Source organism: Nesterenkonia halophila (genome assembly GCF_009467795.1).
Lineage (GTDB): Bacteria > Actinomycetota > Actinomycetes > Actinomycetales > Micrococcaceae > Nesterenkonia > Nesterenkonia halobia.
Genome location: NZ_WIAX01000013.1, coordinates 46,457 through 73,129, shown reverse-complemented (window position 1 = coordinate 73,129; position 26,673 = coordinate 46,457). Strand labels below are relative to the sequence as shown.

21 protein-coding genes are annotated in these 26,673 nt (G+C 72.2%); 7 read left to right on the top strand and 14 right to left on the bottom strand.

Translation table 11 applies throughout. The annotated features are described in order from the left end of the window. Positions 1-23 precede the first annotated feature (23 nt). A complete protein-coding gene (locus GCL72_RS07250; RefSeq protein WP_153144038.1) occupies positions 24-968 on the top strand; it encodes a Sir2 family NAD-dependent protein deacetylase in 945 nt (314 codons plus the stop codon). Between the two features lie 30 nt (positions 969-998). Here the strand turns inward: GCL72_RS07250 and GCL72_RS07245 are convergent, their stop codons facing one another. Further along, entirely contained in the window at positions 999-1,568 is a 570-nt protein-coding gene (locus GCL72_RS07245; RefSeq protein ID WP_211365004.1) for a TetR/AcrR family transcriptional regulator, read from the bottom strand. 133 nt (positions 1,569-1,701) lie between these two features. Then, the gene (locus tag GCL72_RS07240; RefSeq protein WP_170289586.1) at positions 1,702-3,237 is read right to left on the bottom strand and encodes an MFS transporter; all 1,536 of its coding nucleotides are present in this window, start codon (positions 3,235-3,237) and stop codon (positions 1,702-1,704) included. 119 nt (positions 3,238-3,356) lie between these two features. On the opposite strand from GCL72_RS07240, the gene GCL72_RS07235 reads away from it, so the two are divergent. Further along, entirely contained in the window at positions 3,357-4,646 is a 1,290-nt protein-coding gene (locus GCL72_RS07235; RefSeq protein WP_153144036.1) for a carboxylate--amine ligase, read from the top strand. 120 nt (positions 4,647-4,766) lie between these two features. On the opposite strand, the gene GCL72_RS07230 is transcribed toward GCL72_RS07235, so the two are convergent. The 7 genes from GCL72_RS07230 to purD all read right to left on the bottom strand — a co-directional run bounded on the left by GCL72_RS07230 (position 4,767) and on the right by purD (position 14,558). Next, positions 4,767-5,909, bottom strand: a complete 1,143-nt coding sequence (locus GCL72_RS07230) for a lipid II:glycine glycyltransferase FemX (protein ID WP_153144035.1) — start codon at positions 5,907-5,909, stop codon at positions 4,767-4,769. 109 nt (positions 5,910-6,018) lie between these two features. Then, positions 6,019-7,434, bottom strand: coding sequence for a sugar porter family MFS transporter (locus GCL72_RS07225; protein ID WP_153144034.1), 1,416 nt, complete (start codon positions 7,432-7,434; stop codon positions 6,019-6,021). 176 nt (positions 7,435-7,610) lie between these two features. Then, positions 7,611-8,807: an ROK family transcriptional regulator gene (locus GCL72_RS07220; RefSeq protein WP_153144033.1), complete on the bottom strand. Its 1,197-nt coding sequence runs from the start codon at positions 8,805-8,807 to the stop codon at positions 7,611-7,613. Positions 8,808-8,904: 97 nt separating this feature from the next. Then, positions 8,905-10,086 (bottom strand): phosphoribosylformylglycinamidine cyclo-ligase, encoded by a 1,182-nt coding sequence (purM, locus tag GCL72_RS07215; RefSeq protein ID WP_153144032.1) that lies wholly within the window; start codon positions 10,084-10,086, stop codon positions 8,905-8,907. Then, positions 10,083-11,666 carry an amidophosphoribosyltransferase gene (gene purF / locus GCL72_RS07210; protein ID WP_153144031.1) on the bottom strand — a complete coding sequence of 528 codons (1,584 nt, stop codon included), beginning with the start codon at positions 11,664-11,666 and terminating at the stop codon, positions 10,083-10,085. Before purF ends, purM begins: the two co-directional genes overlap by 4 nt. Beyond that, the gene (locus GCL72_RS07205; RefSeq protein ID WP_153144030.1) at positions 11,653-11,979 is read right to left on the bottom strand and encodes a hypothetical protein; all 327 of its coding nucleotides are present in this window, start codon (positions 11,977-11,979) and stop codon (positions 11,653-11,655) included. The genes purF and GCL72_RS07205 overlap by 14 nt, the downstream gene beginning before the upstream one ends. 323 nt (positions 11,980-12,302) lie before the next feature. Next, on the bottom strand, positions 12,303-14,558 hold the full coding sequence (purD, locus tag GCL72_RS07200) for a phosphoribosylamine--glycine ligase (protein WP_153144029.1): 2,256 nt from the start codon (positions 14,556-14,558) through the stop codon (positions 12,303-12,305). An 87-nt stretch (positions 14,559-14,645) separates the two neighbouring features. Here purD and GCL72_RS07195 point away from each other — a divergent pair, with 87 nt between their 5' ends. Together GCL72_RS07195 and GCL72_RS07190 are read left to right on the top strand one after the other, a co-directional pair. Then, positions 14,646-15,695, top strand: coding sequence for an asparaginase (locus GCL72_RS07195; RefSeq protein WP_153144028.1), 1,050 nt, complete (start codon positions 14,646-14,648; stop codon positions 15,693-15,695). 31 nt (positions 15,696-15,726) lie between these two features. Beyond that, complete coding sequence (locus GCL72_RS07190; protein WP_211364997.1) at positions 15,727-16,095, top strand: sterol carrier family protein; 369 nt, start codon at positions 15,727-15,729, stop codon at positions 16,093-16,095. A 30-nt stretch (positions 16,096-16,125) separates the two neighbouring features. Here GCL72_RS07190 and GCL72_RS07185 read toward each other — a convergent pair whose 3' ends face one another. The 4 genes from GCL72_RS07185 to GCL72_RS07170 form a co-directional block, all read right to left on the bottom strand. Then, positions 16,126-17,898, bottom strand: a complete 1,773-nt coding sequence (locus tag GCL72_RS07185) for an ABC transporter ATP-binding protein (protein WP_153144193.1) — start codon at positions 17,896-17,898, stop codon at positions 16,126-16,128. Positions 17,899-18,121: 223 nt separating this feature from the next. After that, positions 18,122-20,086: an ABC transporter ATP-binding protein gene (locus tag GCL72_RS07180; protein ID WP_153144026.1), complete on the bottom strand. Its 1,965-nt coding sequence runs from the start codon at positions 20,084-20,086 to the stop codon at positions 18,122-18,124. Between the two features lie 141 nt (positions 20,087-20,227). Further along, on the bottom strand, positions 20,228-21,160 hold the full coding sequence (locus GCL72_RS07175; protein WP_153144025.1) for a metallophosphoesterase: 933 nt from the start codon (positions 21,158-21,160) through the stop codon (positions 20,228-20,230). 82 nt (positions 21,161-21,242) lie between these two features. Beyond that, on the bottom strand, positions 21,243-23,576 hold the full coding sequence (locus GCL72_RS07170; RefSeq protein WP_246161073.1) for a transglycosylase domain-containing protein: 2,334 nt from the start codon (positions 23,574-23,576) through the stop codon (positions 21,243-21,245). Between the two features lie 73 nt (positions 23,577-23,649). Between GCL72_RS07170 and sp36 the strand changes: the two genes are divergently transcribed. Then, the gene (gene sp36 / locus GCL72_RS09695; protein WP_170289585.1) at positions 23,650-23,820 is read left to right on the top strand and encodes a Sp36 family protein; all 171 of its coding nucleotides are present in this window, start codon (positions 23,650-23,652) and stop codon (positions 23,818-23,820) included. A gap of 95 nt (positions 23,821-23,915) precedes the next feature. Continuing rightward, the gene (locus GCL72_RS07165) at positions 23,916-24,404 is read left to right on the top strand and encodes a RidA family protein (protein ID WP_153144023.1); all 489 of its coding nucleotides are present in this window, start codon (positions 23,916-23,918) and stop codon (positions 24,402-24,404) included. An 88-nt stretch (positions 24,405-24,492) separates the two neighbouring features. On the opposite strand, the gene GCL72_RS07160 is transcribed toward GCL72_RS07165, so the two are convergent. Further along, positions 24,493-25,170 (bottom strand): Crp/Fnr family transcriptional regulator, encoded by a 678-nt coding sequence (locus tag GCL72_RS07160; RefSeq protein WP_010524738.1) that lies wholly within the window; start codon positions 25,168-25,170, stop codon positions 24,493-24,495. A gap of 286 nt (positions 25,171-25,456) precedes the next feature. On the opposite strand from GCL72_RS07160, the gene GCL72_RS07155 reads away from it, so the two are divergent. Further along, positions 25,457-26,635, top strand: coding sequence for a MarP family serine protease (locus tag GCL72_RS07155; RefSeq protein WP_153144022.1), 1,179 nt, complete (start codon positions 25,457-25,459; stop codon positions 26,633-26,635). The last annotated feature ends 38 nt before the right edge of the window (positions 26,636-26,673 follow it).

Here is a 26,673-nt window from a genome sequence, read left to right as displayed (position 1 = left end):
GTCGTGCCGGGAGGTCATGCCGCGTGGAGGAGCTGACGTCGGAGTCGTTCCCGGCCCCCGTGGCCGATGCCCACCGGGCCGCGCTGCGCTCCATCGCCCGCGTCGTCGACGAGACCGCCGAGCCGCAGGACCCGGCCGTCGCGCGGGACGGGATCCTCGAGCTGCTGCGCGGCGGCGAGGTGCTGTGCGTGACCGGCGCCGGGGTCTCCACCGACTCCGGCATCCCCGACTATCGCGGCCCGAACGGCTCGCTGCGTCGGCACCGGCCGATGACGTACCAGGAGTTCCGGCACGACGACGCCGCGCGCCGTCGCTACTGGGCCCGCAGCTTCGTCGGCTGGCGGCATATGAGCGCCGCGGCCCCGAACGCCGCGCACCGTCTGCTGGCCGAATGGCAGCGACGCGGGCACCTCGGCGGGCTGATCACCCAGAACGTCGACGGGCTGCATGCCGCCGCCGGCGCGGACCCGGTCGTCCCGCTGCACGGGGACCTGGACACGGTGCTGTGCCTGACCTGCGACAACCGCGAGCACCGGGCGGGCCTGGACCGCCGGCTGGAGGAGGCCAACCCCGGCTTCGCCGAGGCCGCGGCCGTCGCCGCGGAGAACGTCAACCCTGACGGCGACGTCGAGCTGGACGAATCCTGGGTCGCCCGCTTCCACATGGTCGGCTGCCTGGTCTGCGGCTCGACGCATCTGAAGCCCGACGTCGTCTACTTCGGCGAGAGTGTGCCCGCCGAGCGCAAGGTCGCCGTCGACGCGATGGTCGCTGACGCCCGCGCGCTGCTGGTGGTCGGCTCCTCGATGGCGGTGATGAGCGGCTTCCGCGTCGCGCTGCAGATGCATCGCTCCGGCCGGCCCATCGGCGTCATCAACGGCGGCCCTTCGCGCGCCGACGCCAAGGCGCCGTTCCGCTGGCGCACGCGCATCACTCCGGCGTTGGAGGAGCTCGACGCCGCGCTGTGCTGAGCGGGCGCGCCGGCAGTCACGCCGAGCGGATCAGGGCGTCTCGTCCGCGGCGCCCAGCTGCACGATGGCCTCGACGATCCGCGCCCGCTGCCCGGCGTCGAACGTGCCCGGGGTCAGCGCCTCGTAGAACCACAGCCCGTCGGCGGCCAGCCGCGCGAGGAAGGGCAGCAGCTCGGGAGCGACGGCCACGCCGGTGCGCTGCGTCCCGGAGTCCGCCTCCCCGGAGTCCGCCGCCTCGCCGCTGGGGGCCGGCGGCGACCACCGCTCGTGGACCTGGTCCCAGGCGGCCTGCGCGTCCGAGTCCTGCGCGGACTCCAGCATGAGCAGCAGCTCGGCACGGTCCGGGTTCTGCGAGGCGCGGATGTAGGCCTCCAGCCGCCGGGCGGCGGGGAGCTGGTCGTGCGGCGCCCCCGCCTCGCGCTCCATGCAGGCCTCCCACTGTCCGGCCACATGCTCGTGCAGCGCCAGCAGCAGATCCTCGCGGCTGGGGAAGTGGTAGAGCAGCCCGCCCTTGGTCAGCCCGGACTCGACGGCCGCGGACTCGAAGGTCAGGGCGGTCACGCCGTCGCGCTGGACGATGCGGGTGGCCGCCTCGAGGATCTCGGTGCGCTTGGACTGTCGGATGGTCGGTCACCTCAGGGGTCTCGGGCGGGTGCGGTGCCCGCGGTGCAGGCTGCATTCCAGGGTATGTCGCGCGGCGCCCGGTCGCCGAACACGTCCTCGCCTCCCGGGCTCAGTGGTCGCCGGGATGCGCCTGCGAGGCGGTGCCCGGCAGATGGCGGCGGAGCAGCCAGCCCGTGGCCGCCGCGCCGAGGACCATGGCGACGGCGACGGCGACGACCACTGCGAGGAAGGCGGAGTCCATCGCCTCGGCGGCGGCCGCGGCGAGCGCCGGATCGGAGGAGCTCAGCGCCGCCGCGGGGCTCGGCGCGGCGACCCCGTCGGCGCCGTCGGGCCCTTCCAGGGCATGCAGGTAGACGGCGTTCAACAGACTGCCCAGCACGGCGACGGCGACCAGTCCGCCGAACTCGTAGGAGACCTCCTCGAGGGAGGCCGCCATCCCGGCTCGATGCCGCGGCACGTTGCCGATGATCGCCGTCGAGGCCACTGAGATCGCCGCGCCGAGGCCGAGGCCGAGGACCAGCAGCCCGGCGAGCAGCAGGTCCAGCCGGTCGGCGACGGCGGCGACGACGAGGCTCCCGGCGCCGAGCGCGGCCACACTCAGGCCGCCGCCGATGAGCACCAGCAGGCCGAGCCGGTGCAGCACCGCCCCGCCGGCGAGCGCGACCGGAAGCGCCCCCAGCGAGAGCACGGCGACCACGAGCCCGGCCTGCAGCGGGGTGAAGCCCTCCACCAGCTGGTAGCGCTGGGTGACGGCGAACTGCAGCCCCATGATCGCGAAGATGCTGGCCCCTGCGGAGACCACTCCGGCGCTGAAGGCGCGGTTGGCGAAGATGGAGAAGTCGATCAGCGGGTCGGCCAGCCGGCGCTGCCGCCGGACGAAGGCGGTCAGCGCGACGGCGGCGACGACGACGGCGGCCGCGCCGGCGGTGGTCCAGTGCGGCGGCGTCGTCGCCAGGGATTTGATGGCCAGCACCGCTCCGCCCAGGCCGAGCAGCGCCTGCGCCGAGGAGACCCCGTCCCAGCGGCGCGAGGGATCGGTGACGTTGGCCGGGCCGAGCGCGACGATCGCCGCGGAGGCGGCGACGGCGACGGGCACGTTGACCAGGAAGACCGAGCCCCACCAGAAGTGCTCGAGCAGCAGGCCGCCGACCACGGGGCCGGCGGCCAGGCCGGCGACTGAGACCCCGGCCCAGATCGAGACGGCCAGCGTGCGCTCGCGCTCGTCGGAGAAGGTCACGCGGATCAGCGCCAGCGTGGCCGGCAGCATCGCCGCCGCGCCGACGGCCAACAGTCCCCGGGCGCCGATGAGCAACTCCGGGGTCGGGGAGAACGCGGCGGTCAGCGAGGCCAGTGCGAAGAGACCGAGGCCGTACTGGAAGAGCCGCTTATGCCCGATCCGGTCGCCCAGACCCCCGGCGCCGGGCAGCAGACCGGCGATCACCAGCGGGTAGGCGTTGATGATCCACAGCGACTGGCCCGACGTCGCGCCGAGCTGCTCGGTGAGCACCGGCAGCGCGGTGTAGAGGATGGAGTTGTCCAGCGTGATGAGCGCCAGGGCGGCGGAGACGATCCCCAGCACGCTCCAGCGGCGCCACCGGGGCATGGCGGTCCGGCGCGCCAGCGGGAGGGGGGAGGTCATCGTCATGCCACAAACTATACCGGACGTATGGTTAAGTTTGCTAGAGGGGTGGGCGAGGTCACACTCGGGGCGACGACGGTGCCGCTGCCGGAGCGCACGGGCCGGGTGTTGATAGTCTTCCTGGCATGCAGATCCCCGCCGAGCAGCCCTTCGTCCCCGTGATCACCGGCGGAGACGTCGGGGCATACTCCTGGGCCCGCGAATTCCACGAGGCCTTCGGCGTGGTCTCGGCGGTGGTCCCCACCCGGCTGAACCGGAACCTGAAGCATTCGCGCATCCTCGACGCCTTCCCGGCCGGCGTGATGACCGACGAGCAGACCACGATCACCGCGCTGATCGACGTCGCCGAGCGGCTGACCGACTCCGGGGCGAACCCGCGGCCGCTGGTGCTGCTGGCGACCTACGACCACGTCGTCCAGGCGGTGCTGCGTCACCGCGAGGAGCTCGAACGCTGGTACGTCATCCCCTTCCCGGACCGTGCGACGGTCGAGCAGGTCGCCGACAAGGAGTCCTTCGCCGCGATCTGTCGCCGGCTGGGCATCCCGCACCCGCGCGAGACGCGACTGTCGATGGTCGAGCACGACCCGGCGCGCACTGAACAGATCGTCGCCGCGACGCTCGAGGAGCTGGGCGCCGACTTCCCGCTGATCCTCAAGGCCGCCGACAGCTGGGCCTGGGCGCAGACCACCTTCGCCGGTCGGCGGAAGGTGCACCGCGTCGAGGACGCCGCCGAGCTCGGCCGGCTGCTCGACGCCGCGGCCGGCGCCGGCTTCGACGACGTCTTCCTGCTGCAGGAGCTCATCCCCGGTCCCGACTCGCAGATGCGGGTGGGCTCCTACTTTCGCGACGGCGCCGGGGGGATCCGGCTGCGCGCCGTCGGCGAGGTGCTGCTGGAGGACCATGCGCCGGGGCTGGAGGGCAACTCCCGAGCCATCCTCACGTCGGCCGATCCGCGCATCGACGAACATGCCGAGACGTTCCTGCATGAGGTCGACTGGCACGGCTTCGCGATGTTCGACGTGAAGATCGACCCGCGCGACGGCAGTCCGCAGTTCTTCGAGATGAATCCGCGGCTGGGGCGCAATCACTTCTACCTCACCGCCGGCGGGGTGAACCCGGCCGAGCTGGTCGTCCAGCAGCACCTGGCCGAGGCGCTGACCGGCGCCGGCGTCGAGCTGCCGCGCGAGCTGCCGGAGACCACGCGCCCCGACGCGCTGCACACCACAGTGCCGCTGTCGCTGGCGCGCCGCTTCGCCGACGCCGGCCAGCGCGCCCGCGTGGACGCCGCCGCCCGGGCCGGTGCAGTGCACAGCCCGTTCCGCTACCGGCCGGACCCCGATCTGCGGAAGCGGGCGTACCACGCGGCCGTGCTGCTGAAGAGCCTGCGCGAGGTGCGTCAGCACCCTCCGGCGTGAGCACACCTCTCGCGCTCGGCAAGCCCGACCACTGGTCGGGATCCGTCGAGACCTGAGGGGTCGCGAGGAGGGGCGAGGGTGACGACCTCCGGCCGCTGAGCCTCGGAGTCGCCCGCCCGCTCAGCGGCGGGCCATGTAGAGCCGGAAGGCCTTGGCCAGCAGCGGGCTGATCTCGAAGTCCCACTCGCCCTGGGTCTGCACGACGTCGGCGCCCATCGTGGTCTTGAACCGGGTCAGGCCCGCCAGCTCGTGCTCCGGATCCAATGAAGGGCTCAGCCCGCCCAGGTCGTACCAGCGGCACCCGGCGGCCAGCGCGTCCTCGATCTGGCGCAGCTGCAGCGCCCGCGGGGCGTAGCGCTTGCGCTCCTGCGCCGCCGAGGCGCCGTAGACGTACCAGGCGAAGCGACCCTGCCGGACGAAGATCGCCGCGGCCAGCAGGGTCTCGTCCAGATGGGCGAAGTACAGCGTGCACTCGGTGTCGTCCGCGGCGTTGAGCGCGCGGTGCATGCGCTGGAAATAGCTCAGCGGCCGGCCGGTGAAGCCGTCGCGCGCGGCGGTCTCCTCGTAGAGCTCCTGCCAGCTGGGCAGATCCTCCTCGCCGCCGACGCTGATGGTCAGCTCCGAGCGGGTGGACTTGCGAGTCTGCCGGCGCGAGGTCTGGTCCATCCGCGCCAGCACCGCCTCGACGTCGAGGCCGGCGCCGTTGTCGTCGACCAGCGGGATGCGGGCCTGGAACTGCGGCTGGCCGGCCTCGAACTCCTCCGACTCTCCGGGCGCGCGCCAGCCCAGCGCGGCGAGCTCGTCGCGGAGGGCTTCGGCGTCGTCGTCGACGGCGAGCGGCTCGAGCTCGGTCAGCATCCGATGATCGCCGGCGGCCAGCGCCCTGCGGACGTCGCCGGCGGACCAGCGGCGGCGCACCCCGGGCAGGCCCATGCGGACCAGGAAGGCGCCGTCGCGGCGCAGCCGCTCGGTGAGCGCGGTGAGCATCGAGGACAGGTCGACGTCGGCCGGGTCGAACACCGGCCCCTCGGCCAGGTAGGCCAGCGTCCGGCCGCCGACCAGCGGCACGGCCGAGGGCACCGGCAGCGGCCGGTGCAGCACCAGGGTGGCGGCGACGAGGCGGTCGTCGGCGAAGACCCCGAGGGACTCGCCGCGCCAGCCGCTCTTCACCTCCGGCCAGCGGGGATTCTGCAGGAAGGAGGCCGTCGGGTGGGCGGCGAGGAACTCGGCGTGGGCGTCGTCGGAGAGCGGCGCGACCGTCACGGGCGGAGCGTCCGCTGGCGGAGTCTGAGGCGTCACGAGAAGAGAGCCTAGTCGTCGATGCTCTCTGTGACCTGAACGTGACCTCCACGGGCGCGGCTCCGCCGGCGGGTCAGTCCATCTGCTCGAGCTGCTTGCCCTTGGTCTCGGGCACCCAGCGGATCACGAAGAGCAGCGACAGGGCTGCGCAGATCGTGTAGAAGCCGTAGGCCACGCCGAGGCTGAGATCCGCCAGGGCCGGGAAGGAGGTGGAGATGGCGAAGTTCGCCAGCCACTGGACCGCCGCGGCGACGCCCAGCGCCGTGGCGCGGATGCGGTTGTTGAACATCTCTCCGAGAAGCACCCAGACCGCCGGGCCCCACGACATGCCGAAGAAGACCACGAAGAGATTCGCGGCGAGCAGCGCCACGACGCCGCCGGCGTCGGTGAGCTCGGGGGTGATGGTGCCGTCGGCGGCCTCGACCAGCGGCGCATTGGCGAAGATCCAGGCCAGCACCGCCAGCGAGACCGTCATGCCGGAGGATCCGATCATCAGCAGCCGCCGCCGGCCGATCTTGTCCACCAGCGCGATGGCGATGATGGTGACCACGATGTTCGTCAGGCCGGTGATGACCGTCTGGGTCAGCGCGTCGGACTCGGTGAAGCCCACGGCCTGCCACAGCGCCGAGGAGTAGTAGAAGATCACGTTGATGCCGACGAACTGCTGGAACGTGGACAGCAGGATGCCGACCCAGACGATGGGCAGCAGGCCCAGCGCCGGGCCGCGGAGGTCCTTCAGCCGGGTGCGGGCCTCGCTGCCCAGGGTGCGGCGGATCTCGGCGATGCGCTCGTCGACGCCGGTCTCCAGGATGCGGCCGAGGACCTCCCTGGCCTTCGACGTCGCGCCCTTCTTGACCAGGAAACGCGGCGACTCGGGGATGGTCAGCGCCAGCATGCCGTAGGCCAGGGCGGGGACGACCTCGGTGAAGAACATCCAGCGCCAGGTTTCCAGACCCAGCCACAGCGCGTCGCCCGCACCGCCGGAGACCGAGGCGAGCCAGGCGTTGGAGAGCAGGGCGACGAAGATTCCGGTGACGATGGCCAGCTGCTGCATCGAGCCCAGTCGGCCGCGGATCTGCGCCGGCGAGATCTCGGCGATGTAGGCCGGCGCGATCACCGAGGCGGTCCCCACGCCGAGCCCTCCGATCACGCGCCACGCGATGAGATCCCAGGGGCCGACGGCCAGTGTGCAGCCCACAGCGCTGATGAGGAACAGAGCGGCGGCGATGAGCATGACCCGCACGCGGCCGATGCGATCGGCGAGCTTGCCGGCGAGGAAGGCGCCGACCATGCAGCCCAGCAGGGCGGAGGAGACGACGAAGCCGATGAGTCCGGCGCTGAGCCCGAAGCCGTCGCGCACGGCGGTGACGGTGCCGTTGATGACGGCGGTGTCGAATCCGAAGAGGAAGCCGCCGAGTGCGGCCACCGAGGCGAGCAGCAGCGCCTGCCCGGTGTGGAAGGATTCCGGTCTCTGGTCGGTGTCCGTCATGGCCTCGCCTCTCCGTCGCGGGGGAGCTCGCCCCGACTTTGTCGCCGAGGCGACGGCGAGGTCGGGGTGCCCTGCAATGTACGTGATGCGAGTCACCCTAGGGGAGGGGGTGTGTGACGTCTACAGAGTGAACGAATGTATCGATAGACGTGGTCTATTCATTCATAGGTTGAACGTCAGGAATGCGCTGCAGAGTCGGTCGCCTCCGCTGCGATGCGCTCGAGCGCGAGGGCCACGGCCCCCAGCGCCGCCGACCGATCGCCCAGGGCCGCCGGGCGGATGTCCAGGGCGTGCGTGGCGCTCGGCACGGCGTGGCGACGGACGGCCTCGCGCATCGGGGCCAGCAGGAGCTCGCCGGCCTGGGCCAGCTCGCCGCCGACGATGATCCGCTGCGGGTTGACGATGTTGCACAGATCGGCGAGCGCACGACCGGCGTGGTGCCCGGTGTCGGTCAGCACGCGCAGGCAGGAGTGCTCGCCCTCCGCGGCGGCGGCGACGATGTCGGCGATGGTCGTCTCGGGCCCCAGGCGCGGTTCGAGGAGCTCGACCAGTGCCCGTGCGGAGGCCAGCGTCTCCAGGCACCCGCGGTTGCCGCAGCGGCAGACGCGGCCGTTCTCCTCGACGGTGGTGTGCCCCAGCTCGCCGGCGGTGCCGCCCCGGCCCCGGAAGGGTCGGCCATCGATGAGCAGTCCGCCGCCGACGCCCTCGGAGAGCTTGATGTAGGCCAGGTCTTCGACGTCCTGGCCGGCGCCCCACCGGTGCTCGGCCAGGGCCGCGAGGTTGGCGTCGTTGTCCACGACCACCGGGACGTCGAGCTGCCGGCGGGCCTGGTCGACGACGTCGACGTCGGCCCATCCGGGGAGGATCGCCTGGGAATCCATGCGCCCACTGGGCTGGCTCACCGGTGCGGGGAGGCCCAGGCCGACGGCGCGCAGGGAGCCGTGGTCGCGCCGGGACTCGCCGAGCAGGCCCTCGAGCAGGTCGCCGGCGAGGGCCAGCGAGCGCTCGGCCGTGGTCGCCGCGGCCAGCGCGGTGCGGCGCGCGGCGAGCACTGTCCCGGACGGATCGGCCAGGGCCGCCGAGAGGTGGCGGTGCCCGAAGTCGAGTCCGGCGACGGCGGCGTCCGAGGGCGCCAGGCGGATGAGAGGCCGGCGCCCGTGCTCCGCCGGCGCCCGCTCGACGATCTCCTCGGCGCGCAGGGCGCGGACGATGTTGGAGACTGTGGCCGGTGCCAGCCCTGTGGACCGGGCGACGTCGGCCTGCGAGATGCTGCCCTGCCGCCGCAGGACGTCCTCGACGCGGCGGCGGTTCGCCGCGGCCAGCGCACGCTGGGACCCCGGAGAGCCGGGAGCCGGTTCCTGGGGTCTGTCCATGGGGCCACTGTATCCGTCGTCCGCGGCCCGGGCGTCTCGGTCGTCGACGCCAGGAAAGCCCCCCTCGGGGGGGGGGGGCGACCTGTCGGGCCGACGTTCAGGACGGGTAGGAGCCGGTGAGCAGCACGCCACCGCCGTCGACGCCCTTCGCCCCCTGGACGAAATCCTCGCCCGCCTCGGCCACCCGCGCGTCCTGCGGGTCGTGCGCGGAGACCTCGCCCATCACCCAGGCGGCCTCGCCGGCGGCCGCGAGCGTGTCCAGCGCGGACTCGGCGTGCTCGGCGTCGACGACGGCGACCATCCCGACGCCGAGGTTCAGCGTGCGCTCCAGATCCGCCTGCGGGACGGCGCCCAGCTCGGCGATCACCCGGAAGATCGCCGGCCAGGACCAGGTGGAGCGGTCGACGGTGGCCATCAGGCCCTCGGGCAGCACGCGGGCCAGGTTCGCGGCGAGCCCGCCGCCGGTGACATGGCTGAAGCCGCGCACCGGGGCGTCGTCGGCGGTCGGGGACTCGGCCGGGTCGCCGTTGAGCGCGCGCACCAGGTCCAGGCAGGAGCGGGTGTAGAGCCGCGTCGGCTCTAGCAGCTCCTCGCCGATGCTGCGGCCGAACTCCGTGACATGGCGCTCGTAGCCCCAGCCGGCCGACTCCAGCACGCGGCGCACCAGCGAGTAGCCGTTGGAATGCACGCCGGAGGAGGCCATGCCGATCACCACGTCGCCGGAGCGGACCCGCTGCGGGCCCAGCACTGCGGAGGCGTCGACGACGCCGGTGGCCGCCCCGGCGACGTCGTACTCGTCGGCGGCCAGCAGCCCCGGGTGCTCGGCGGTCTCCCCGCCGATCAGCGAGGTGCCGGTCAGCGAGCAGGCTTCGGCGATGCCGCGCACGATCGCGGCGATCCGGTCGGGATCCACCGAGCCGCAGGCGATGTAGTCGGTCATGAACAGCGGCTCGGCGCCCATCACCACGATGTCGTCGACGACCATGCCGACGAGGTCGTGGCCGATGGTGTCGTGGCGGTCCATCGCCTGGGCGATGGCGACCTTGGTGCCCACTCCGTCGGTGGAGGTGGCCATCAGCGGCTTCGGCAGCCGGGTCAGCGCCGAGGCGTCGTAGAGTCCGGCGAAGCCGCCCACCCCGCCCATGACGGCCGAGGAGTGGGTGGCCTGCACCGCCGACTTCATCAGCTCGACGGCGCGGTCTCCGGCCTCGACGTCGACGCCGGCCGACGCATAGGTGATCGGCTCGGGCCGTCCGGCCTGCTCGGGCTGTCCGGTCATCGGGGGGCCTCCGTGGGGATCTCGTCGGCGACGTCGAACTCGGCGTCCGGGCCTGGCTCGCAGCCCGATCCCGAGGATCCGGCGGCCTCGGACGTCGCGGAGCCGCCGACGGCCGGATCCTCCAGCAGCAGCTTGCCGCGCCGGGACTCGGGCGGCAGCGGGATCGGATACTGGCCCGAGAAGCAGGCGGTGCACAGCGTCGAGGGCGGCTGCTCGGTCGCGGCGATCATCCCCTCCTCCGAGATGTAGGCCAGCGAGTCGGCGGAGACCGCCTGGCGGATCTCGTCCATCGTCGCGCCGGTGGCGATCAGCTCCGCCCGGGTGGCGAAGTCGATGCCGTAGAAGCAGGGCCACTTGATCGGCGGCGAGGAGATCTTCACGTGCACCTCGGCGGCGCCGGCCTCCCTGAGCATCCGCACGATGGCCCGCTGGGTGTTGCCGCGGACGATGGAGTCGTCGACGACGACCACCCGTTTGTCGCGGACCACGTGGTCCTGGACGTTGAGCTTCAGCCGGATGCCCAGCTGGCGCAGCGTCTGCGAGGGCTGGATGAAGGTCCGGCCGACGTAGGAGTTCTTGATGAAGCCCTGGGCGAAGGGCAGCCCGGACTCCTCGGAGTAGCCCACCGCCGCCGGCGTGCCGGACTCAGGCACCGGGATGACGATGTCGGCGTCGTGGCTGTCCTCGCGGGCCAGCTGACGGCCCATCTCCACGCGCGACTCGTAGACCGAGCGGCCGTTGATCAGCGCGTCGGGCCGTGCCAGGTAGACGTACTCGAAGACGCAGCGCGCCGGGTCCGAGGCGGCGAAGTGCTGGCTGCGCACGCCGTCGGCGTCGATGGCGATGAACTCGCCCGGCTCGATCTCGCGGATCACCGAGGCGCCGACCGTCGCCAGCGCCGACTGCTCGGAGGCGACCACCCAGCCGCGGTCCAGCCGGCCGAGCACCAGCGGGCGCACGCCCTGGGCGTCGCGGGCGGCGTAGAGGGTGTTCTCGGTCATGAACACGAAGCAGAAGGCGCCCTGCAGCGTCGGCAGCAGCTGCATCGCCTGGGCCTCGAGGTCCTCGCCGGGCTGGTCCTTCAGCAGCGCGGTGACCAGGGCGGTGTCAGTGGTGTTGCCCTGGGCCAGCTCGCCGAAGGCCGGAGCCTCGCCGCCGTTGCGCTCGACCAGCCGGTCGTAGAGATCCCCGGAATTGGTCAGATTGCCGTTGTGGCCCAGCGCGACGGTGCCGTGCGGGGTGTCGCCGAGGGTCGGCTGGGCGTTCGACCACTGATTGGAGCCGGTGGTGGAGTAGCGGCAGTGCCCGACGGCGATGTGCCCGCGCAGCGCGGTCAGCGTCGACTCGTCGAAGACCTGCGAGACCAGCCCGATGTCCTTGTAGACCCGGATCGACTCGCCGTCGGAGGCGGCGATGCCGGCGGACTCCTGGCCGCGGTGCTGCAGCGCGTAGAGCCCGTAGTAGGCGAGCTTGGCGACCTCCTCGCCGGGGGCCCAGACGCCGAAGACGCCGCATTCGTCCTGGGGAGCGGCGTCCTCGTCCAGCAGATTGAAGTTCAGGCGGCCGTCAGCGCTGGCCATGGGCGGAGTTCCTCTCAGTGGGGGCGGCGCCGGATCCGGACTCCCGCGGCACCGCGTCGTAGGTGCGGCCGCGCCCGCGGGTGCGGCGCTCGGCGATCAGCCAGGCGACGGCGCCGAGGGCCAGCCCCGGCAGGCCGAGGACGACGGCGAGGAAGCCGGCCGAGCTCAGCGTGGAGTAGCCCTCGGTCGGGCCGTTGACGATCGCCAGCACGACGGCGGCGACCACGCCGACGGCTGCGCCGACGACCAGGAAGGGGACCAGGCGCGGGGCATGGCGCACCGTCACCTGCCGATGCTGCTCGCGGGAGGACATGGCTTCAGTCTACTGGGCTCGGGGAGGGCGCGATGAATCGGGGAGGCAGCCGTCCGTCAGGCGGACGGCGCGGCGGCGCATCGCCGCGCCGCGACGGAACCTGGCGGCGTCGTGAGGACCTTTCGCAGGGCTGTGAGAGGTCGTGGGGCAATGGACCGGCGACATCTCGCGACCCTGCGAAATGATCGACAGAGGCGGTCCGGGAGTCACGCGGCCTCGGCCGGATGCTCCGCTCGAATCATGCTCAAGGTGCATTATGAACTCTGCCGGAGGTGCAGTATGAGCCCTGCTGACGGTCGGAGATCGTGCTGACCAGGAGTGTTTCAGTCGTCCAGTTCGCAGCCGGTCAGCCGGCGATACGCGTCGAGGTAGCGCTCGCGGGTCGCGACGACGACGTCGGCCGGCAGCGGCGGCGGGGCGACGGCGGAGCCGCGCTCCCAGCCCGAGGCCGGCGAGGTCAGCCAGTCGCGGACGTACTGTTTGTCGAAGGAAGGTTGGGCGCGGCCCGGCTCCCACTCCTCGGCCGGCCAGAACCGCGAGGAGTCCGGGGTGAGGACCTCGTCGCCGAGGACCAGCTCGCCGGTGCGCGGGTCGTGGCCGAACTCCAGCTTGGTGTCGGCGAGGATGATCCCGGCCGCCCGGCAGGTCTCGGCGGCCAGCGTGTAGACCCGCAGCGTCGCCTCGCGCAGCTGCTGGGCCTGCTCGGCGCCGACCTGCTCGACCAGCGTGGCGAAGCTGATGTTCTCGTCGTGGCCGCCCTGCTCGGCCTTCGACGACGGGGTGAAGATCGGCTCGGGCAGCTGCGAGCCGTCGACGAGCCCGTCGGGCAGCGCGATGGACGTGACCGTGCCGGACTGCCGGTACTCGGCGAGCCCGGAGCCGGTCAGGTGTCCGCGGACGATGCACTCGGCCTCGACCATGTCCAGTGCGCGGCAGATCATCGCCCGGCCGGCGACCTCGGTGGGCACCTCGGTGGAGACCACATGCGAGGGGACGCCGGCGGCCTCGAGCTGGGCGAACCACCACAGGCTCAGCTGGGTGAGCACCCGGCCCTTGTCCGGGATCGGAGTGGAGAGCACGTGGTCGTAGGCGCTGATCCGGTCGGAGGCGACCACCAGCAGCACGTCCTCGCCGTCCCAGGCCGAGCCCGCCGCCGGCCGGTGCAGCTCGCGGACCTTGCCGGAGGAGACGTGGACCCAGCCGGGGATCGACGACGGCGCGCCGTCGTCGGCGCGGCCCGAGGCGGCGGCGTCATCGCCGTCTCCGGCGGCGCCGGGCACCTGCACCCGTCCGGCCAGCGCCTCGGCGGCGATGTCGCTCCGGTGCTGCGCGCCGGTCCAGGAGATCTCGCCGACGCCGGCGTAGGCCCGGTCGACGGCCTGCTGCAGCGTCTCGCCGGTGCCGACCACGGCCAGCACCCGCCCGCCGGCAGTGACGACTGCGCCGTCGTCGTCGGTCGCGGTGCCGGCATGCAGCACGGACGTGCCCTCGCGGGCGGCCGCGGCGTCGAGCCCGGTGATGACGTCGCCCTTCCGCGGGCTGTCGGGGTAGTTCTCGGCCGCCAGGACGACGTCGACGGCGTAGCCCTCGCGCCAGCTCAGCTCGCGGTCGGCGCCCAGCGAGCCGGTGGCGCAGTCCAGCAGCAGCTGACCCAGCGGGGTCTCGAGGCGTTCGAGCACCGCCTGGGTCTCCGGATCGCCGAAGCGGGCGTTGAACTCGACCACGCGCACGCCGCGGGAGGTGACCGCCAGCCCGCAGTAGAGAACCCCGACGAAGGGCGTGCCGCGGGCGGCCATCTCGGCCAGCGTCGGCTTCGCCACGCGCTCGACCACCGTCTCGGTGACGTCGCGGGAGACGCCGTCGGGGCCGACCTCGGTGCGGTCGGTCAGCCAGTCCAGCGGGGTGTAGGCGCCCATTCCGCCGGTGTTCGGGCCCTCGCCGCCGTCGCGGATGCGCTTGAAGTCCTGCGCGGGGGAGAGCGGGACGAGGTCCTCGCCGTCGCAGAGCACGAAGAGCGAGACCTCGGGACCGTCGAGGAACTCTTCGATGACCACGCTGCCGCCGGCGGCGAAGCAGGTCTCGGCGTGGGCCAGCGCGACGGCGCGGTCCTCGGTGACCACCACGCCCTTGCCGGAGGCCAGCCCGTCGTCCTTGACCACATGCGGGGCGCCGAAACGGTCCAAGGCCGCGGCGGCGGTCTCCACGTCATAGGCGTGCACCGAGCCGGCGGTGGGCACCCCGGCGGCATGCATGACGTCCTTGGCGAAGGCCTTGGACGCCTCCAGCTGCGCGGCGGCGCCGGAGGGGCCGAAGACCGGCACCCCGGCGGCGCGGACGACGTCGGCGACTCCGGCGGCCAGCGGAGCCTCCGGGCCGACGACGACCAGGTCGAAGCCGCCGTCGACCGCCAGGCCGGCGACGGCGTCGCCGTCGGAGGCGTCGAGGGCGTGGCAGACGACGTCGGCCGCGATCCCGGCGTTGCCGGGCGCGGCTTCGACGGCGGCGACGGACTCATCGCGCAGCAGCGCGCGGACGATGGCGTGTTCACGGCCTCCGGGGCCGACGACGAGGATCTTCACAGTGATCCAGCGTACGCGAATCCCTCCGCGCGCGGCCCGCCCATGAACCCCCGGACAGCGAGCGTGCAGGTGCATAGACTAGGAGGCATGAGCGCGACGAACTCCGCGAAGCAGTCCTCGTCCTCGACCGCGGCGCACACCGCCGCCGTCGAGGAGTCCGCCGAGCTGGCCTGGGCGACCCGCGCCGGCACGGTGGAGTCCCGGCACATCGGCTCGGCGGTGATGGTCGATCCCGACGGCTCCGTCGTCGAGTCCCTCGGCGCGCCGTCGCGGCCGATCTTCCCGCGCTCGACGCTCAAGCCCTTCCAGGCGATCGCCGCGCTGCGCAGCGGCGCGCTGATCTCCGGCGAGGCCGTCGCCGTCGCCTGCGGCTCGCATCACGGCTCCAAGCGCCACCAGGAGCTGGTGGCCTCGATGCTGCGCGCCGAGTCGCTGGACGAGTCGGACATGAAGTGCCCGACCGCCTGGCCCGCCCGCGAGCAGGACTTCATCGACCACCTCGAGAACGGCCGGCCGAAGACGCGGCTGGCGTTCAACTGCTCGGGCAAGCACGCCGCCTTCCTGGCCGCCGCCCGCACCCAGGGCTGGCGGCTGGCCACCTACACCCGCCCCGAGCACCCGATGCAGCAGGCGGTCATGGAGGTCATCGCCGAGTACTGCCGGGAGACCCCCGGCGTGGTCGGCGTCGACGGCTGCGGCGCGCCGGCGCCGACGGTGTCGCTGACCGGGCTGGCCCGCGGCTTCTCCGCGATCGCCTCGGCCACCTCCCGCCGTGACGCCGAGGTCCACGCCTTCACCGTCAACCAGGCGATGCTCGACTTCCCCTGGGCGGTGCACGGCCGCGGCGAGGCCAACACCGTGGTCATGGAGGAGCTGGGACTGCTGGCCAAGCTGGGCGCCGAGGGCGTGCTGCTCGTCGGCGCGCCCGACGGCACCGCCGTTGCGGTCAAGACCCTCGACGGCAGCCAGCGAGCGAACAACCTCGTGGCGCTGAGCCTGCTGGCCGCCCGCGGGGTCATCGACCTCGACGATCTGGCCCGGGTGCTGACGAAGATCAACAAGCCCATCGTCGGCGGCGTCGACGGCGAGCAGGTCGGCAGCATCCGGCTGGCGTCTCCGGTGCTGGAGCGGCTGTGACGGCCGGGATCGAGGCGGGGAGGCGCTGAGCATGGCCCGACGCCGCATCACCGCCGCCCGCGGCCGCGCGGCCGTGCGCGCCTGGCGCGAGGCCGAGGACCCGGCAGCGCTGGACCGTCGCACGCTGGCCGATGCGGTGCGCTATCTGCTCGAGGAGCTCGCCGAAGTCGCGCCCGGGAACTCCGTGGAGGTTCGGGTGCCGCCGCTGGGCGTGACCCAGTGCGTCGAGGGCCCGACTCACACCCGGGGCACGCCGCCGAACGTGGTCGAGCTCAGCCCGCAGGTCTGGCTGCAGCTGGCCGCCGGCGGTCGCGCCTGGGAGGAGGCGCTCGAGGCCGGCGACGTCGCCGCCTCCGGAGTGCGCGCCGACCTCTCGGCGGTGCTGCCGCTGATGCGCTGAGTCGCCGGGGCGGGCGGCGGCTGGACGCGATCAGCTGGTCATCGAGGTCTCCCAGGCGGCATGCAGCCGGGAGAAGTAGCCGCCGGCGGCGATGAGCTCGTCGGGGGAGCCGTCCTCGACGATCTGCCCGTGGTCGACGACGAGCACCCGGTCGGCGATCGTCACCGTCGACAGCCGGTGGGCGATGATCAGCGCGGTGCGGTGTCCGAGGAGCTTCTGCAGCCCCTGCTGGACCAGCTGCTCGCTGGGCAGGTCCAGCGAGGAGGTCGCCTCGTCGAGGATCAGCACCGCCGGATCGGCCAGGAAGGCCCGGGCGAAGGAGATCAGCTGCCGCTGGCCGGCGGACAGCCGCCCGCCGCGGCTGGAGACGTCGGTGTCATAGCCCTCGGGCAGCGAGGCGATGAATTCGTGGGCGCCCACCGTCCAGGCGGCGTCGACGATCTCCTCCTCGTCGGCGTCGGGCCGGCCCAGGGCGATGTTGTCGCGGATGCTGCCCGAGAACAGGAAGGCCTCCTGGGTCACCATCGCCACATGCCGGTGGTGGTCGTCCAGCGCGAGCTCGCGCAGGTCGACGTCGTCGAGCGTGAGCGATCCGGAGGAGACGTCGTAGAAGCGCGCCAGCAGCTTCACCAGCGTCGACTTGCCCGCGCCGGTGGTGCCGACGACGGCGACGGTCTGGCCGGCCGGGATGTGCAGGTCCAGCGGGCCGAGCACTGTGGGGCCGTCCTCGGTGTAGCGGAAGGCCGCGTCGGCGAAGCGCACCTCGCCGGCGCAGGAGTCCAGATGCTCCGGCTCCTCGGTCTCCTCGATCGTCGGCTGCTCCTCGAGCAGTCCGGAGACCTTCTCCAGCGCCGCCGTCGCCGACTGCAGCGAGTTGTAGAACATCGCGATCATGTCCAGCGGCTGGAAGACGCGCTTGGTGGCCAGCAGCAGCGCCACCAGGATGCCCACATCGAGGTCTCCGGAGAGCACGCGGAACCCGCCCCAGACCAGCACGGCGGTCACCGTCAGGTTGCCCAGCGCCATCAGCGTGGGCTGCAGGATGCCGAAGAGCCCCAGCGAGTGGACCATGTCGTCGCGGTAGGCGCCGGCCAGCCGGCGGTACTGCCGGGAGCGGGCGGTCTCGCGGCGGAAGGCCTGCACGGCACGGATGCCGGTCATCGTCTCCACGAAGTGCACGATCATCCGTGCCGAGGAGATGCGGGTCTGGCGGTAGGCGACCTCCGAGCGCAGCTGGTACCAGCGGCCCAGGAAACCGATCGGCACGGCGACGGCGAGCAGCAGCAGGCCCGAGCGCCAGTCCATGATCCAGATGGAGATCGCGGTGAAGGTCATGAACATGACGCCCTGCACCAGCGAGTTGATGCCGCCGTCGAGCAGCTCGCGCAGCGACTCCAGATCCGAGGTCTGCCGGGAGATCACCTTGCCGGAGGTGTACTCCTCGTGGAAGTCCAGGCTCAGCTGCTGGGTCTGGCGGAAGACCTCGCCGCGCAGCGTGAACAGCATCTGCTGGGAGACCGACGCGGTCATCCGGGTGTAGGCCATGATGAGCAGCCCTGCGGTGAGCGCGGCGACGACATAGGCCGAGCCGGGCAGCCACATGCCGATCATCTCGCCCTCGGTCATCCGCGGCAGGCCCCAGTCGATGGCCCAGGCGATGATCATCGGCGTCGAGGCCTGGGCGGCCTGGGCGATGAGCACGCAGGCCACCGTCAGCAGCAGCTTCGCCCGCACACCCTTCGACAGGTGCGCGAGCAGCTTCAGCGAGCGGCGGCGGATGAACCTCCGCTCGTCGGCGTCCATCTGCACCTGCTCCTCGCCGGCGGTGCCGCGCAGGTGGTCGTAGGCGGGGTCCGAGGGGGAGAACCGGCCGGCGCGCAGCTCGTCGGAGATCGGTGTGCCGATGGTCGCGGCGACCGGGTCGGCGTCGAAGTCCGGGACCTCGAGGGCGCGGCCGTCCCGCGGGGCCGCGGGCCGGTCATCGGGCCGGTCCGTGCCTGGGTCGGCGTGCCGGGCGTCGGTCTGCTCAGCCATGCTGGGGCACCTCCTGCCGCGATCCGGGCTCCGGGCAGTCGCAGGCGTCCTCGGCCTCGCGGGTCGTGCCACCGTCGCCGTCGTCCTTCAGCCCCTCCGGCTCCTCCGGCTCCGGCGTCGTGCTCATCACGCGGCGGTAGCCGGGGCTGGACGCCAGCAGCTCGGAGTGGGTGCCGACTGCGGTGATGCGTCCCTCGCGCAGCAGCGCGACCCGGTCGGCCAGCGCGACGGTCGAGGGGCGGTGGGCGACGATCAGCGTGGTCGTGCCGTCGAGCACCTCGCGCAGCCGCGCGGTCACCCGCTCCTCGGTGCGCACGTCCAGCGCGGAGAGCGGGTCGTCGAGCAGCAGGATCGACGGCGAGGCGGCGATCGCCCGGGCCAGGGCCAGGCGCTGGCGCTGGCCGCCGGAGAGGCTGAGCCCCTCCTCGCCGATGGGGGTGTCGACCCCATGGGGCAGGTCGTCGACGAAGTCGGCGTCGGCGGTGGTCAGCGCCCGCCGCATGAGCTCCTCCAGCTCGTCGGCGGTCGGCGTCTCCGCCCGCGCGGGATGCTGGGGGTCGTCGGCGTCGCGCGCATGCGCGGTGCCCAGCAGCACGTTGGCGCGCACCGTCGCCGAGAACAGCGTGGGGTCCTCGAAGGCGACGGCGAGCCGGGAGCGCAGATCGGCCAGCTCGTAGTCGCGGACGTCGACGCCGTCGACGCGCACTGCGCCGGAGGTGACGTCGTGCAGCCGCGGGACCAGGCTCATCAGCGTCGAGGTCCCGCCGCCGGTCTGCGAGACCAGGGCCATCGTCTCGCCCGGCTCCAGCCGCAGCGAGACCCCGTCGAGCAGATCGCGCTCGGCCGGGTCCGCGTCGGGGTGGCGGAAGTGCACGGCGTCGAACTCGAGCAGCCCCTGCTCCTCGGCGGTGTCCGGCGCATCGGGCGAGGCGATGGTGTTCTCGGTGTCCATCACGTCGGCGTGCCGGTCGATGGCAGTCTTGGCGGTGAAGGTCATGCCCAGCAGCATCCCGACGCCCTCCACCGGGCCCTTGAGCACTGCGGCGGTGGCGAAGAAGGCCGCCAGCGCACCGACGCTGACGCCGGTGGTCTCCTCGTTCGCGACCTGCCAGAGGCCGATGAACAGGCAGAGTCCCAGCACCGTCTCAGGCAGCACGACCATGACCATGTTGAACTCGGCCTGGGTCCGGGCCTTGCGGACCTCGGTGCCGCGCAGCTTCTCCGCCTCGGTCGCGAAGCTCTTCAGCGCGTGGTGCCCGCGGCCGAAGGCCTTGAGCACGCGGATGCCGTGGACCGACTCCTCGACCTGCGTGGCGACGTCGCCGGCCTGGTCCTGGGCGCGCCGGGAGTAGCCGACGAAGCGGCGCCGGAAGTGCGGGCCGTAGATGGTGATCGGCACGGCGGCGACCAGGAAGATCACGGCGAGCAGCGGCGAGAGCGACATCATCAGGATCAGTCCGATCACCATGCTGACCAGCGAGGAGATGAACATGATCGAGCCGAAGGCGAACCAGCGGCGCAGCAGGTTCAGATCGGCGATGGCCCGGGACTGCAGCTGGCCGGCGCCCCAGGCCGTGTGGAAGCTGGCGGGCAGATGCTGCAGCCTGTCGAAGAGCGTGGTGCGCATCGAGGTCTCGGCGTCCGAGGACGGCGGGATGACGAAGATGCGCCGCAGGAAGAACAGCGCGGCCTCGAGCAGGCCCAACCCCAGGATCAGCCCCGCCGCGCCCCAGACGGCGCCGGAGTCCGCCCCCTCGGCGAGCACCGAGTTGACCAGCTCCTGGATCACCTGGGGGATGATCAGCGCCACGATGCCGGCTCCCACGGCGGACAGCAGGCCCAGGGTCCAGCGGAGACGGATGCCGTGGAGATACGGGTCGAGTCGCCGCAGAGCCTGGACGAGGGTGCGGCGGCGGGTGGAGGACTCGGCGTCCGAGAGCTGCGAATCTCGTGGCATGAGAGCACACAGCCTAGTTGACCGATCACTCGGAGGGAAGGGCTGGGCACATGTCCGAGCGTCTCCTCAGAGATGTCCGTGAGGCATCGTGCGCCGTCGCGGCAGGGGTGGTGTCCGTGCTGAACGACCGGAGCGCCGGGGTCAGGCGCGCGGCAGCAGGTCCAGGACCGTCGCCTCCGGAGGGCAGTTGAACCGCAGCGGGGCGGTCCGCGAGGTGCCGATGCCGGCGGAGACGTGCAGCGCGACCTCGCGGCCGGTCGAGGAGCGCACGGCGGACAGCCCGCCGGCCTGCGACCGGGGGAGATCGCAGTTGGTCACCAGGGCGCGGCGGCCGGGCAGACAGACCTGTCCGCCGTGGGTGTGGCCGGCCAGGATCAGGTCCGCGCCGGTGTCGGCGAAGGCGGTCAGCGTCGAGCCCACCGGAGCGTGGGCGATGCCCAGGCGCAGCACGTCGTCCCGCGCGGTGCCCCGCGGCCAGCCGGCGAAGCGGTCCAGGCCGATGTGCGGATCGTCGACGCCCGAGAGGTGCACCGCCCGGCCGGCGACGACGGCCTCCTGGGCCCGATTGCGCAGATCGATCCAGCCGGAGCCGGTGAAGCCGGCGATCAGCTGGTCGGCGGGCAGGTGCTCCGGCTCGGCAGGCGGCGCCGAGGGGCCGACGAGATAGCCCAGCGGGTTCTTCAGCCGCGGTCCGTGGTAGTCGTTGGACCCGGTGACGAAGACGCCCGGGACGCGGAGCAGCGGGCCCAGCGCCTCCAGCAGCTCGGGCACGGCCTCGCGGTGCGAGAGGTTGTCCCCGGTGTTGACCACCAGATCCGGCTGCAGCTCTGCGAGCGACTGCAGCCAGGTGAACTTCCTTCGCTGGCCGGGGACGTAGTGGATGTCCGAGATGTGCAGGATCCGCAGCGGCCGCGCCCGGGGCGGCAGCACGGCGGGCTGCTCGTGCCGGACGGTGAAGCGGGTCAGACCGATCGTGCCGGCGTAGGCCAGCGTCCCCAGCCCGGCGGCGGCCGTTCCGGCGGCGGCCAGGGCCAGGGGGCGGGGGATCCGCGGGAGAGTGCTGCAGTCGGGCACGGCGAGGCTCCGTGATCTCGGTCGGGCGCGTCGGCCGCCGACGGCGGCCGACGCGCGAGGGGCCGGTCGGGACCGGCGGGGATCAGTCGTCCGAGTCGTCCGAGTCGTCGGAGTCTCCGCCGTTCCCCGAGTCCCCCGAGTCGTCGCCCGACCCGCCCGAATCGCCCGAGCTGTCCGAGTCGTCGCTGGAGTCGTCGCTGGAGTCGTCGTCGGAGGAGCCGCCGGGCTCAGTGCCGTCGCCGTCGGCGGTCACGCCCTGGTAGCGCGCGGTCGACCCCGGGTCCTCCCACGGCGAGTCCTTCGGCTCGGGGAACTTCTCGGTCTCGTACTCGTCGGCGACGGCGCCCATGTACTGCTGCCACTGCGGAGCTGCGATCGTCGAGCCGTAGACGTGCTCGTGGGTCTCGCCGTTGATCTCGATGCCCCCGCGATCTTCCTGCGCGAGCTCGCTGCCCATCGAGTACTGGCCCTCCGGCGTGCCGACCCAGCTCGCCGTGGTCAGCCCCGAGGTGGACCCGATGAACCAGGTCGAGGACTCGTTGTTGTTCGTGCCCGTCTTGCCGATGGCCGGGAAGTCGAGCTCGCCGTCGTTCTCCTTGTCCTCGGCGATGTGTCCGAGGGTCACGTTGACCTCGTTGACGACTTTCTCGTCGATCACCTGCTCGCAGTTCGCCTCCGGCACCTCGTATTCGTTGCCCTCGGCATCGGTGACCTCGGTGATCGCCCGCGGCCGGCAGTACTCGCCGCCGTTGGCGAAGGTCGCATAGGCCGCCGCCTGGGTGAGCGGAGCGATCTCCGCACCGCCGAGGATGAAGGCAGGCTCCTTCGGGTTCATCTGTTCGCTGCCGCGCGCAGTGTGGATGTTCAGGCGATTCGTCACATCCGTGATGGCGCACATGTCCATCTCCTTGGCCGCGGCGACGGTGGCGGTGTTCAGCGACCAGTACAGCCCGAAGTCGAAGGTCATCTCGCGATAGGCGTCGATGGCATTGGCGATGGACCAGCCGTTCGTGTCATCGAGCTTGAAGGAGCCCCCGGGCAGGCAGCTGGCCTCCCAGGTGCTGCCGCGCTCATAGTGGTCCTTGCTCGCGTCCACCCGGTCCATCATCGAGTTGCCCTGTTCGACCCAGGCCGCGGCGACGTAGGGCTTCAGCGAGGAGCCGCCCTGGAAGCCGCCGCTGCCGCCGTACGCGAAGTCGGTGTTCCAGTTGATCACGTTGCTCGCCGGGTCGTCCTCGGCGCTGTACTCGGAGTTCTGGGCCATGGCTTTGATATTGCCGGTGCCGGGTTCCACGGTCACCAGGCTCGCGCCGACCTGCTGGGTGATGTCGTCCTCGGCGTAGTCCTCGGTCGGGACGCTGTCATCGAAGGTCGAATCCGCCTCCTTCTGCAGATCCGGGTCCAGCGTGGTGGTGATGCGCAGGCCGCCGCGATTCAGCAGCCGCTCGCGCGCATCGCGGTCCGGGCCGAAGGTGTCGTCGGCCAGGACGACGCGCCGGACGTAGTCGCAGAAATAGCCCGCTCCATCGGCGGCGACGCAGCCGTCGGGGCGGTTGTTGTGTGTGGCGTCCAGGTCCTGCTGGACCGCCTGGCGGTGGAGCTTGTCGCTGATCACGCCGTCGTCGTGCATCACGCCCAGCACGACGTCGCGCCGCTCCTTGGCGGCGTCGGGGTTGTCCGCGGGGTCGTAGCCGTTGGGGGACTGCACCATGCCGGCCAGCGTGGCCGCCTGGGACAGCGAGAGTTCGCTGGCCGAGACGCCCCAGTAGTGCTGGGCGGCGGCCTCGACGCCGTAGACGCGTCCGCCGAAGGGCACGATGTTCAGGTATCCCTGGAGGATCTCCTCCTTCGTCATCTCCTCCTCGGCGGCGACGGCCAGCTTCATCTCGCGGAGCTTGTCCGCGTAGGTCTTGGTGCCCGAGATCGTGGTGCGCTCGCCGCGCAGGTTCTGGGCGTTGATGAGCACGTTGTTCACGTACTGCTGGGTCAGCGTCGAGGCGCCCTGCTGGGTTTCGGTGGTCAGGTTGTTGACCACCGCGCGGGCCAGGCCGCGGGGGTCCACGCCGTCGTGCTCGTAGAACCTCTCGTCCTCGATGGCGACGATGGCGTCCTTCATGTGCTGGGAGATCTCGTCGAACTCCACGGGGTCGCGGTCCTCGGCGTAGAAGGTCGCCAGCTTCGTCTCGCCGTCGGCGGCATAGATGTGCGAGGGCACGGAGAGCGGCTCCTCGTCCATCTGCGCCGGCAGTGTGTCCAGGAGGTCCTTGCCCGCTGCGGCGGCAGCGCCGCCGGTGGCCGCGAGGGGGAAGATGAGTCCGGCGGCCAGCACGCCGCACAGCCCGCTCACACCCAGGAAGGACATGATCTTGCCGAGCGTGGTGGCCGTGTCGAACAACGGGGACTTGGAGGAAGCCATGACGACCATGGTAACCGTCGCAGGCGCGCGCTTCACTGGACGTCTGCTGGGTGTGCGCGGCTAGGCTGAGGGCATGACTGCATCTCAGACACGGTGGGAGTACTCCACCATTCCGCTCATCATCCACAACACCAAGGGGATCCTCGACCAGTGGGGCGACGAGGGTTGGGAGCTCGTGACCGTGCTGCCCGGGCCTGACGGCAACGCCCCTGTCGCCTATCTGAAGCGTCCGAAGGCTGACTGACAACGGCGGGGCCGGCGCAGGAACCGACCAGGACCTGCGGAGAACCCGCTGAGAACCCGCTGGGCCAGCTGGACCAGCCGAGCATGAGGAGTGCGATGAGCGAAGACACCACGATCGGCGGCACCTCCCGGGTGGAGGCGCGGCTCGCCGAGATCGGCCTGACCGTCCCCGAGGTCGTGCCGCCGGTGGCGGCCTATCAGCCGGCGGTCGTCGCCGACGGCGTCGTCTACACCGCCGGCCAGCTGCCGCTGGTCGACGGCGAACTGCCGCACCGCGGCAAGGTCGGCGCCGAGGTGACCGCCGAGCAGGCGACCGAGCTGGCGCGGCAGTGCGCGCTGAACTGCCTGGCGGCGCTGAAGCATGCCGTCGGCGATCTGGACCGGATCACCCGGATCGCGAAGGTCGGCGGCTTCGTCGCCTCCGCCCCGAGCTTCACCGGCCAGCCCGCGGTGCTCAACGGGGCCTCCGAGCTCTTCGGGCAGGCGTTCGACGACGTCGGTCGGCACGCGCGGAGCGCCGTCGGCGTGGCCGTGCTGCCCATGGACACGCCTGTCGAGGTCGACGTCATCGCGCACGTCGCCTGACGACCCGGGCGCGCACGACGAAGGCCCCGCCGCGACCGATCGAGGTGCGGCGGGGCCTTCGTCGTCCGCCGAGGCGTCGGCGGGGCGCTCAGCGGGAGCGCTGGCGGATGCGCTGGATGTCGAGGATCACCACGGCGCGGGCCTCGAGGCGCAGCCAGCCGCGCTGGACGAACTCGGCCAGCGCCTTGTTGACGGTCTCGCGGGAGGCGCCGACCAGCTGGGCCAGCTCCTCCTGGGTGAGCTCGTGGGCTACCAGCACGCCGTCCGGCGCCGGACGGCCGAAGCGGTCGGCCAGGTCCAGCAGGGCCTTGGCCACGCGGCCGGGGACGTCGGAGAAGACCAGGTCCGCCAGGGACTCGTTGGTCCGGGTCAGGCGCTTCGCCAGTGCCTGCAGCAGCTGCACCGAGACCTCCGGGGTGGAGGTGATGACCTCGCGCAGGCTCTCATGCCTCAGGCCGGCCAGTCGGGTCTCCGAGACCGCTGTGGCGGTGGCGGTGCGCGGCGCCGGGTTGAACAGCGCCATCTCGCCGAAGACCTCTCCCGGGCCGAGCACGGCGAGCAGGTTCTCCCGCCCGTCCGGCGTGGTGCGGCCGAGCTTGATCTTGCCGGAGACGATGAAATAGAGCTGGTCTCCCTGGTCCCCCTCGTGGAAGACGGAGCTGCCGCGGGAGAGATCGACCTCGGAGAGCTCGGCGGTCAGAGCGGCGAAGACGTCGTCGTCGACGGTCGCGAAGAGTGGTGCGCGACGCAGTACTTCAAGATCCATGGGGCTTCCGTTCTTCCTCTCCGAGATGCATGCGGTCTCGCTGGTATTGAAGTTACCAGGTCAGCCCACCCCCGGGAAACGACCCGCGCGGAGCAGACGGGTGTGAGAACCTGGACTTCGATCGTCCGACCGGCCGAACACCTTCGCATGTTGCCGCCCTCCGCGTCGAATCGTCTCGGAATTCGAGGCCTCGTCCTGGGGTCATGCGCCCGCGCGACGCGGAGCCCGTCGTCCGCCCCACCGTCGTCCGCCCGCCGCCCCGCGGGCCGAGGAGAGCTTTGACCCCATGGGACCCCTGCTGCTCGACCTGATCCTGGCCCTCGTGCTGCTCTCGGTATTCGTCTCCGGGCTGCGCAAGGGGATCTGGATCACCATCGGAGGGCTGGCCGGCTTCCTGGTGGGCGCGACGGCGGCGTTCTTCGCCATCCCCATCGTCTCCGGGTGGGTCTCCGACCCCATCTGGCGGGTGGTCGCCGTGCTCGGCGCCGCCCTCGTGCTCGTCGTCGCCGGCCATGCCCTGGGCACCACGGCCGGGGCCGAGCTGCAGCGTCTGACCCGCTCGCCGACGGTGCGCACCCTCGGCGCGCTCATCGGCGGGGTGCTGAACCTCGTCGTGGCCGGACTGGTGATCGCCGCCCTGTCCTTCTCCGTCGGGGCGATGGGCTTCCCGCAGGTCAACCAGCACATGCGGCAGTCGCACGTGCTGCAGGCGATCGACGGCGCGGTGCCGGACGCCGCAGAGATGTGGTTCGCCCAGGTGCGCACGCTGGTGCTCGAGTCCGAGATCCCGCAGATCGCCCAGCCGCTGGTGCCGCAGCGCGACGAGGCCCCCGACGCCGTCGAGCTCAGCGACGGCGCGGAGGAGGCCGCCGGCTCGGTGGCTCGGGTCGTCGGCGTCGCCGAGCAGTGCGGGCAGAGCCAGAGCGGATCCGGATTCGTCGTCTCTCCGACGCGGGTGGTGACCAACGCTCACGTCGTCGCCGGCGTCGGCTCGCCGAGCGTCGAGCTGCCCGACGGGCAGGTGGTCACCGGTCGGGTGGTGCACTTCGACCCGCGGCAGGACCTGGCGGTGCTGGCCGTCGACGAGCTGCAGGCCGAGCCGCTGGAGTTCGACGATCCGATGGAGGTCGGCGAATCCGGCTACATCATGGGCTACCCCGCCGGCGGTCCGTTCCAGTCCGGCTCGGCAGTCGTCCAGGCCCGGGACGTCTCGGCCATCGAGGGGATCTACGGCGGCCCGTCGAGCTCGCTGGAGGTCTATCAGCTCAACGCCGAGGTGCGGCAGGGCAACTCCGGCGGGCCGCTGCTGGACGCCGACGGCGACGTCGTCGGCGTGGTCTTCGCCCGCGCGCTGGAGGGCGACGCCGTCGGCTTCGCACTGACCGCCGGGCAGGCCGGCGAGGTGCTCACCGAGCCCGGCCAGTACACCGAGACGGTCTCCACCGGGCAGTGCGTGGAGGACTGACGGCGGGCCTCGGCTCGTGTCCCCGGCTCGCGGGCCGG

Coding starts and splice junctions, on each gene's coding strand:
- GCL72_RS07160 (WP_010524738.1), bottom strand. CDS start 25,170: ATGGATCTTGAAGTACTGCGTCGCGCACCACTCTTCGCGACCGTCGAC.
- GCL72_RS07165 (WP_153144023.1), top strand. CDS start 23,916: ATGAGCGAAGACACCACGATCGGCGGCACCTCCCGGGTGGAGGCGCGG.
- GCL72_RS07225 (WP_153144034.1), bottom strand. CDS start 7,434: ATGACGGACACCGACCAGAGACCGGAATCCTTCCACACCGGGCAGGCG.
- GCL72_RS07235 (WP_153144036.1), top strand. CDS start 3,357: ATGCAGATCCCCGCCGAGCAGCCCTTCGTCCCCGTGATCACCGGCGGA.
- GCL72_RS07155 (WP_153144022.1), top strand. CDS start 25,457: ATGGGACCCCTGCTGCTCGACCTGATCCTGGCCCTCGTGCTGCTCTCG.
- sp36 (WP_170289585.1), top strand. CDS start 23,650: ATGACTGCATCTCAGACACGGTGGGAGTACTCCACCATTCCGCTCATC.
- GCL72_RS07240 (WP_170289586.1), bottom strand. CDS start 3,237: ATGACGATGACCTCCCCCCTCCCGCTGGCGCGCCGGACCGCCATGCCC.
- GCL72_RS07190 (WP_211364997.1), top strand. CDS start 15,727: ATGGCCCGACGCCGCATCACCGCCGCCCGCGGCCGCGCGGCCGTGCGC.
- GCL72_RS07220 (WP_153144033.1), bottom strand. CDS start 8,807: ATGGACAGACCCCAGGAACCGGCTCCCGGCTCTCCGGGGTCCCAGCGT.
- GCL72_RS07195 (WP_153144028.1), top strand. CDS start 14,646: ATGAGCGCGACGAACTCCGCGAAGCAGTCCTCGTCCTCGACCGCGGCG.
- purM (WP_153144032.1), bottom strand. CDS start 10,086: ATGACCGGACAGCCCGAGCAGGCCGGACGGCCCGAGCCGATCACCTAT.
- GCL72_RS07170 (WP_246161073.1), bottom strand. CDS start 23,576: ATGGCTTCCTCCAAGTCCCCGTTGTTCGACACGGCCACCACGCTCGGC.
- GCL72_RS07185 (WP_153144193.1), bottom strand. CDS start 17,898: ATGGACGCCGACGAGCGGAGGTTCATCCGCCGCCGCTCGCTGAAGCTG.
- GCL72_RS07205 (WP_153144030.1), bottom strand. CDS start 11,979: ATGTCCTCCCGCGAGCAGCATCGGCAGGTGACGGTGCGCCATGCCCCG.
- GCL72_RS07180 (WP_153144026.1), bottom strand. CDS start 20,086: ATGCCACGAGATTCGCAGCTCTCGGACGCCGAGTCCTCCACCCGCCGC.
- purF (WP_153144031.1), bottom strand. CDS start 11,666: ATGGCCAGCGCTGACGGCCGCCTGAACTTCAATCTGCTGGACGAGGAC.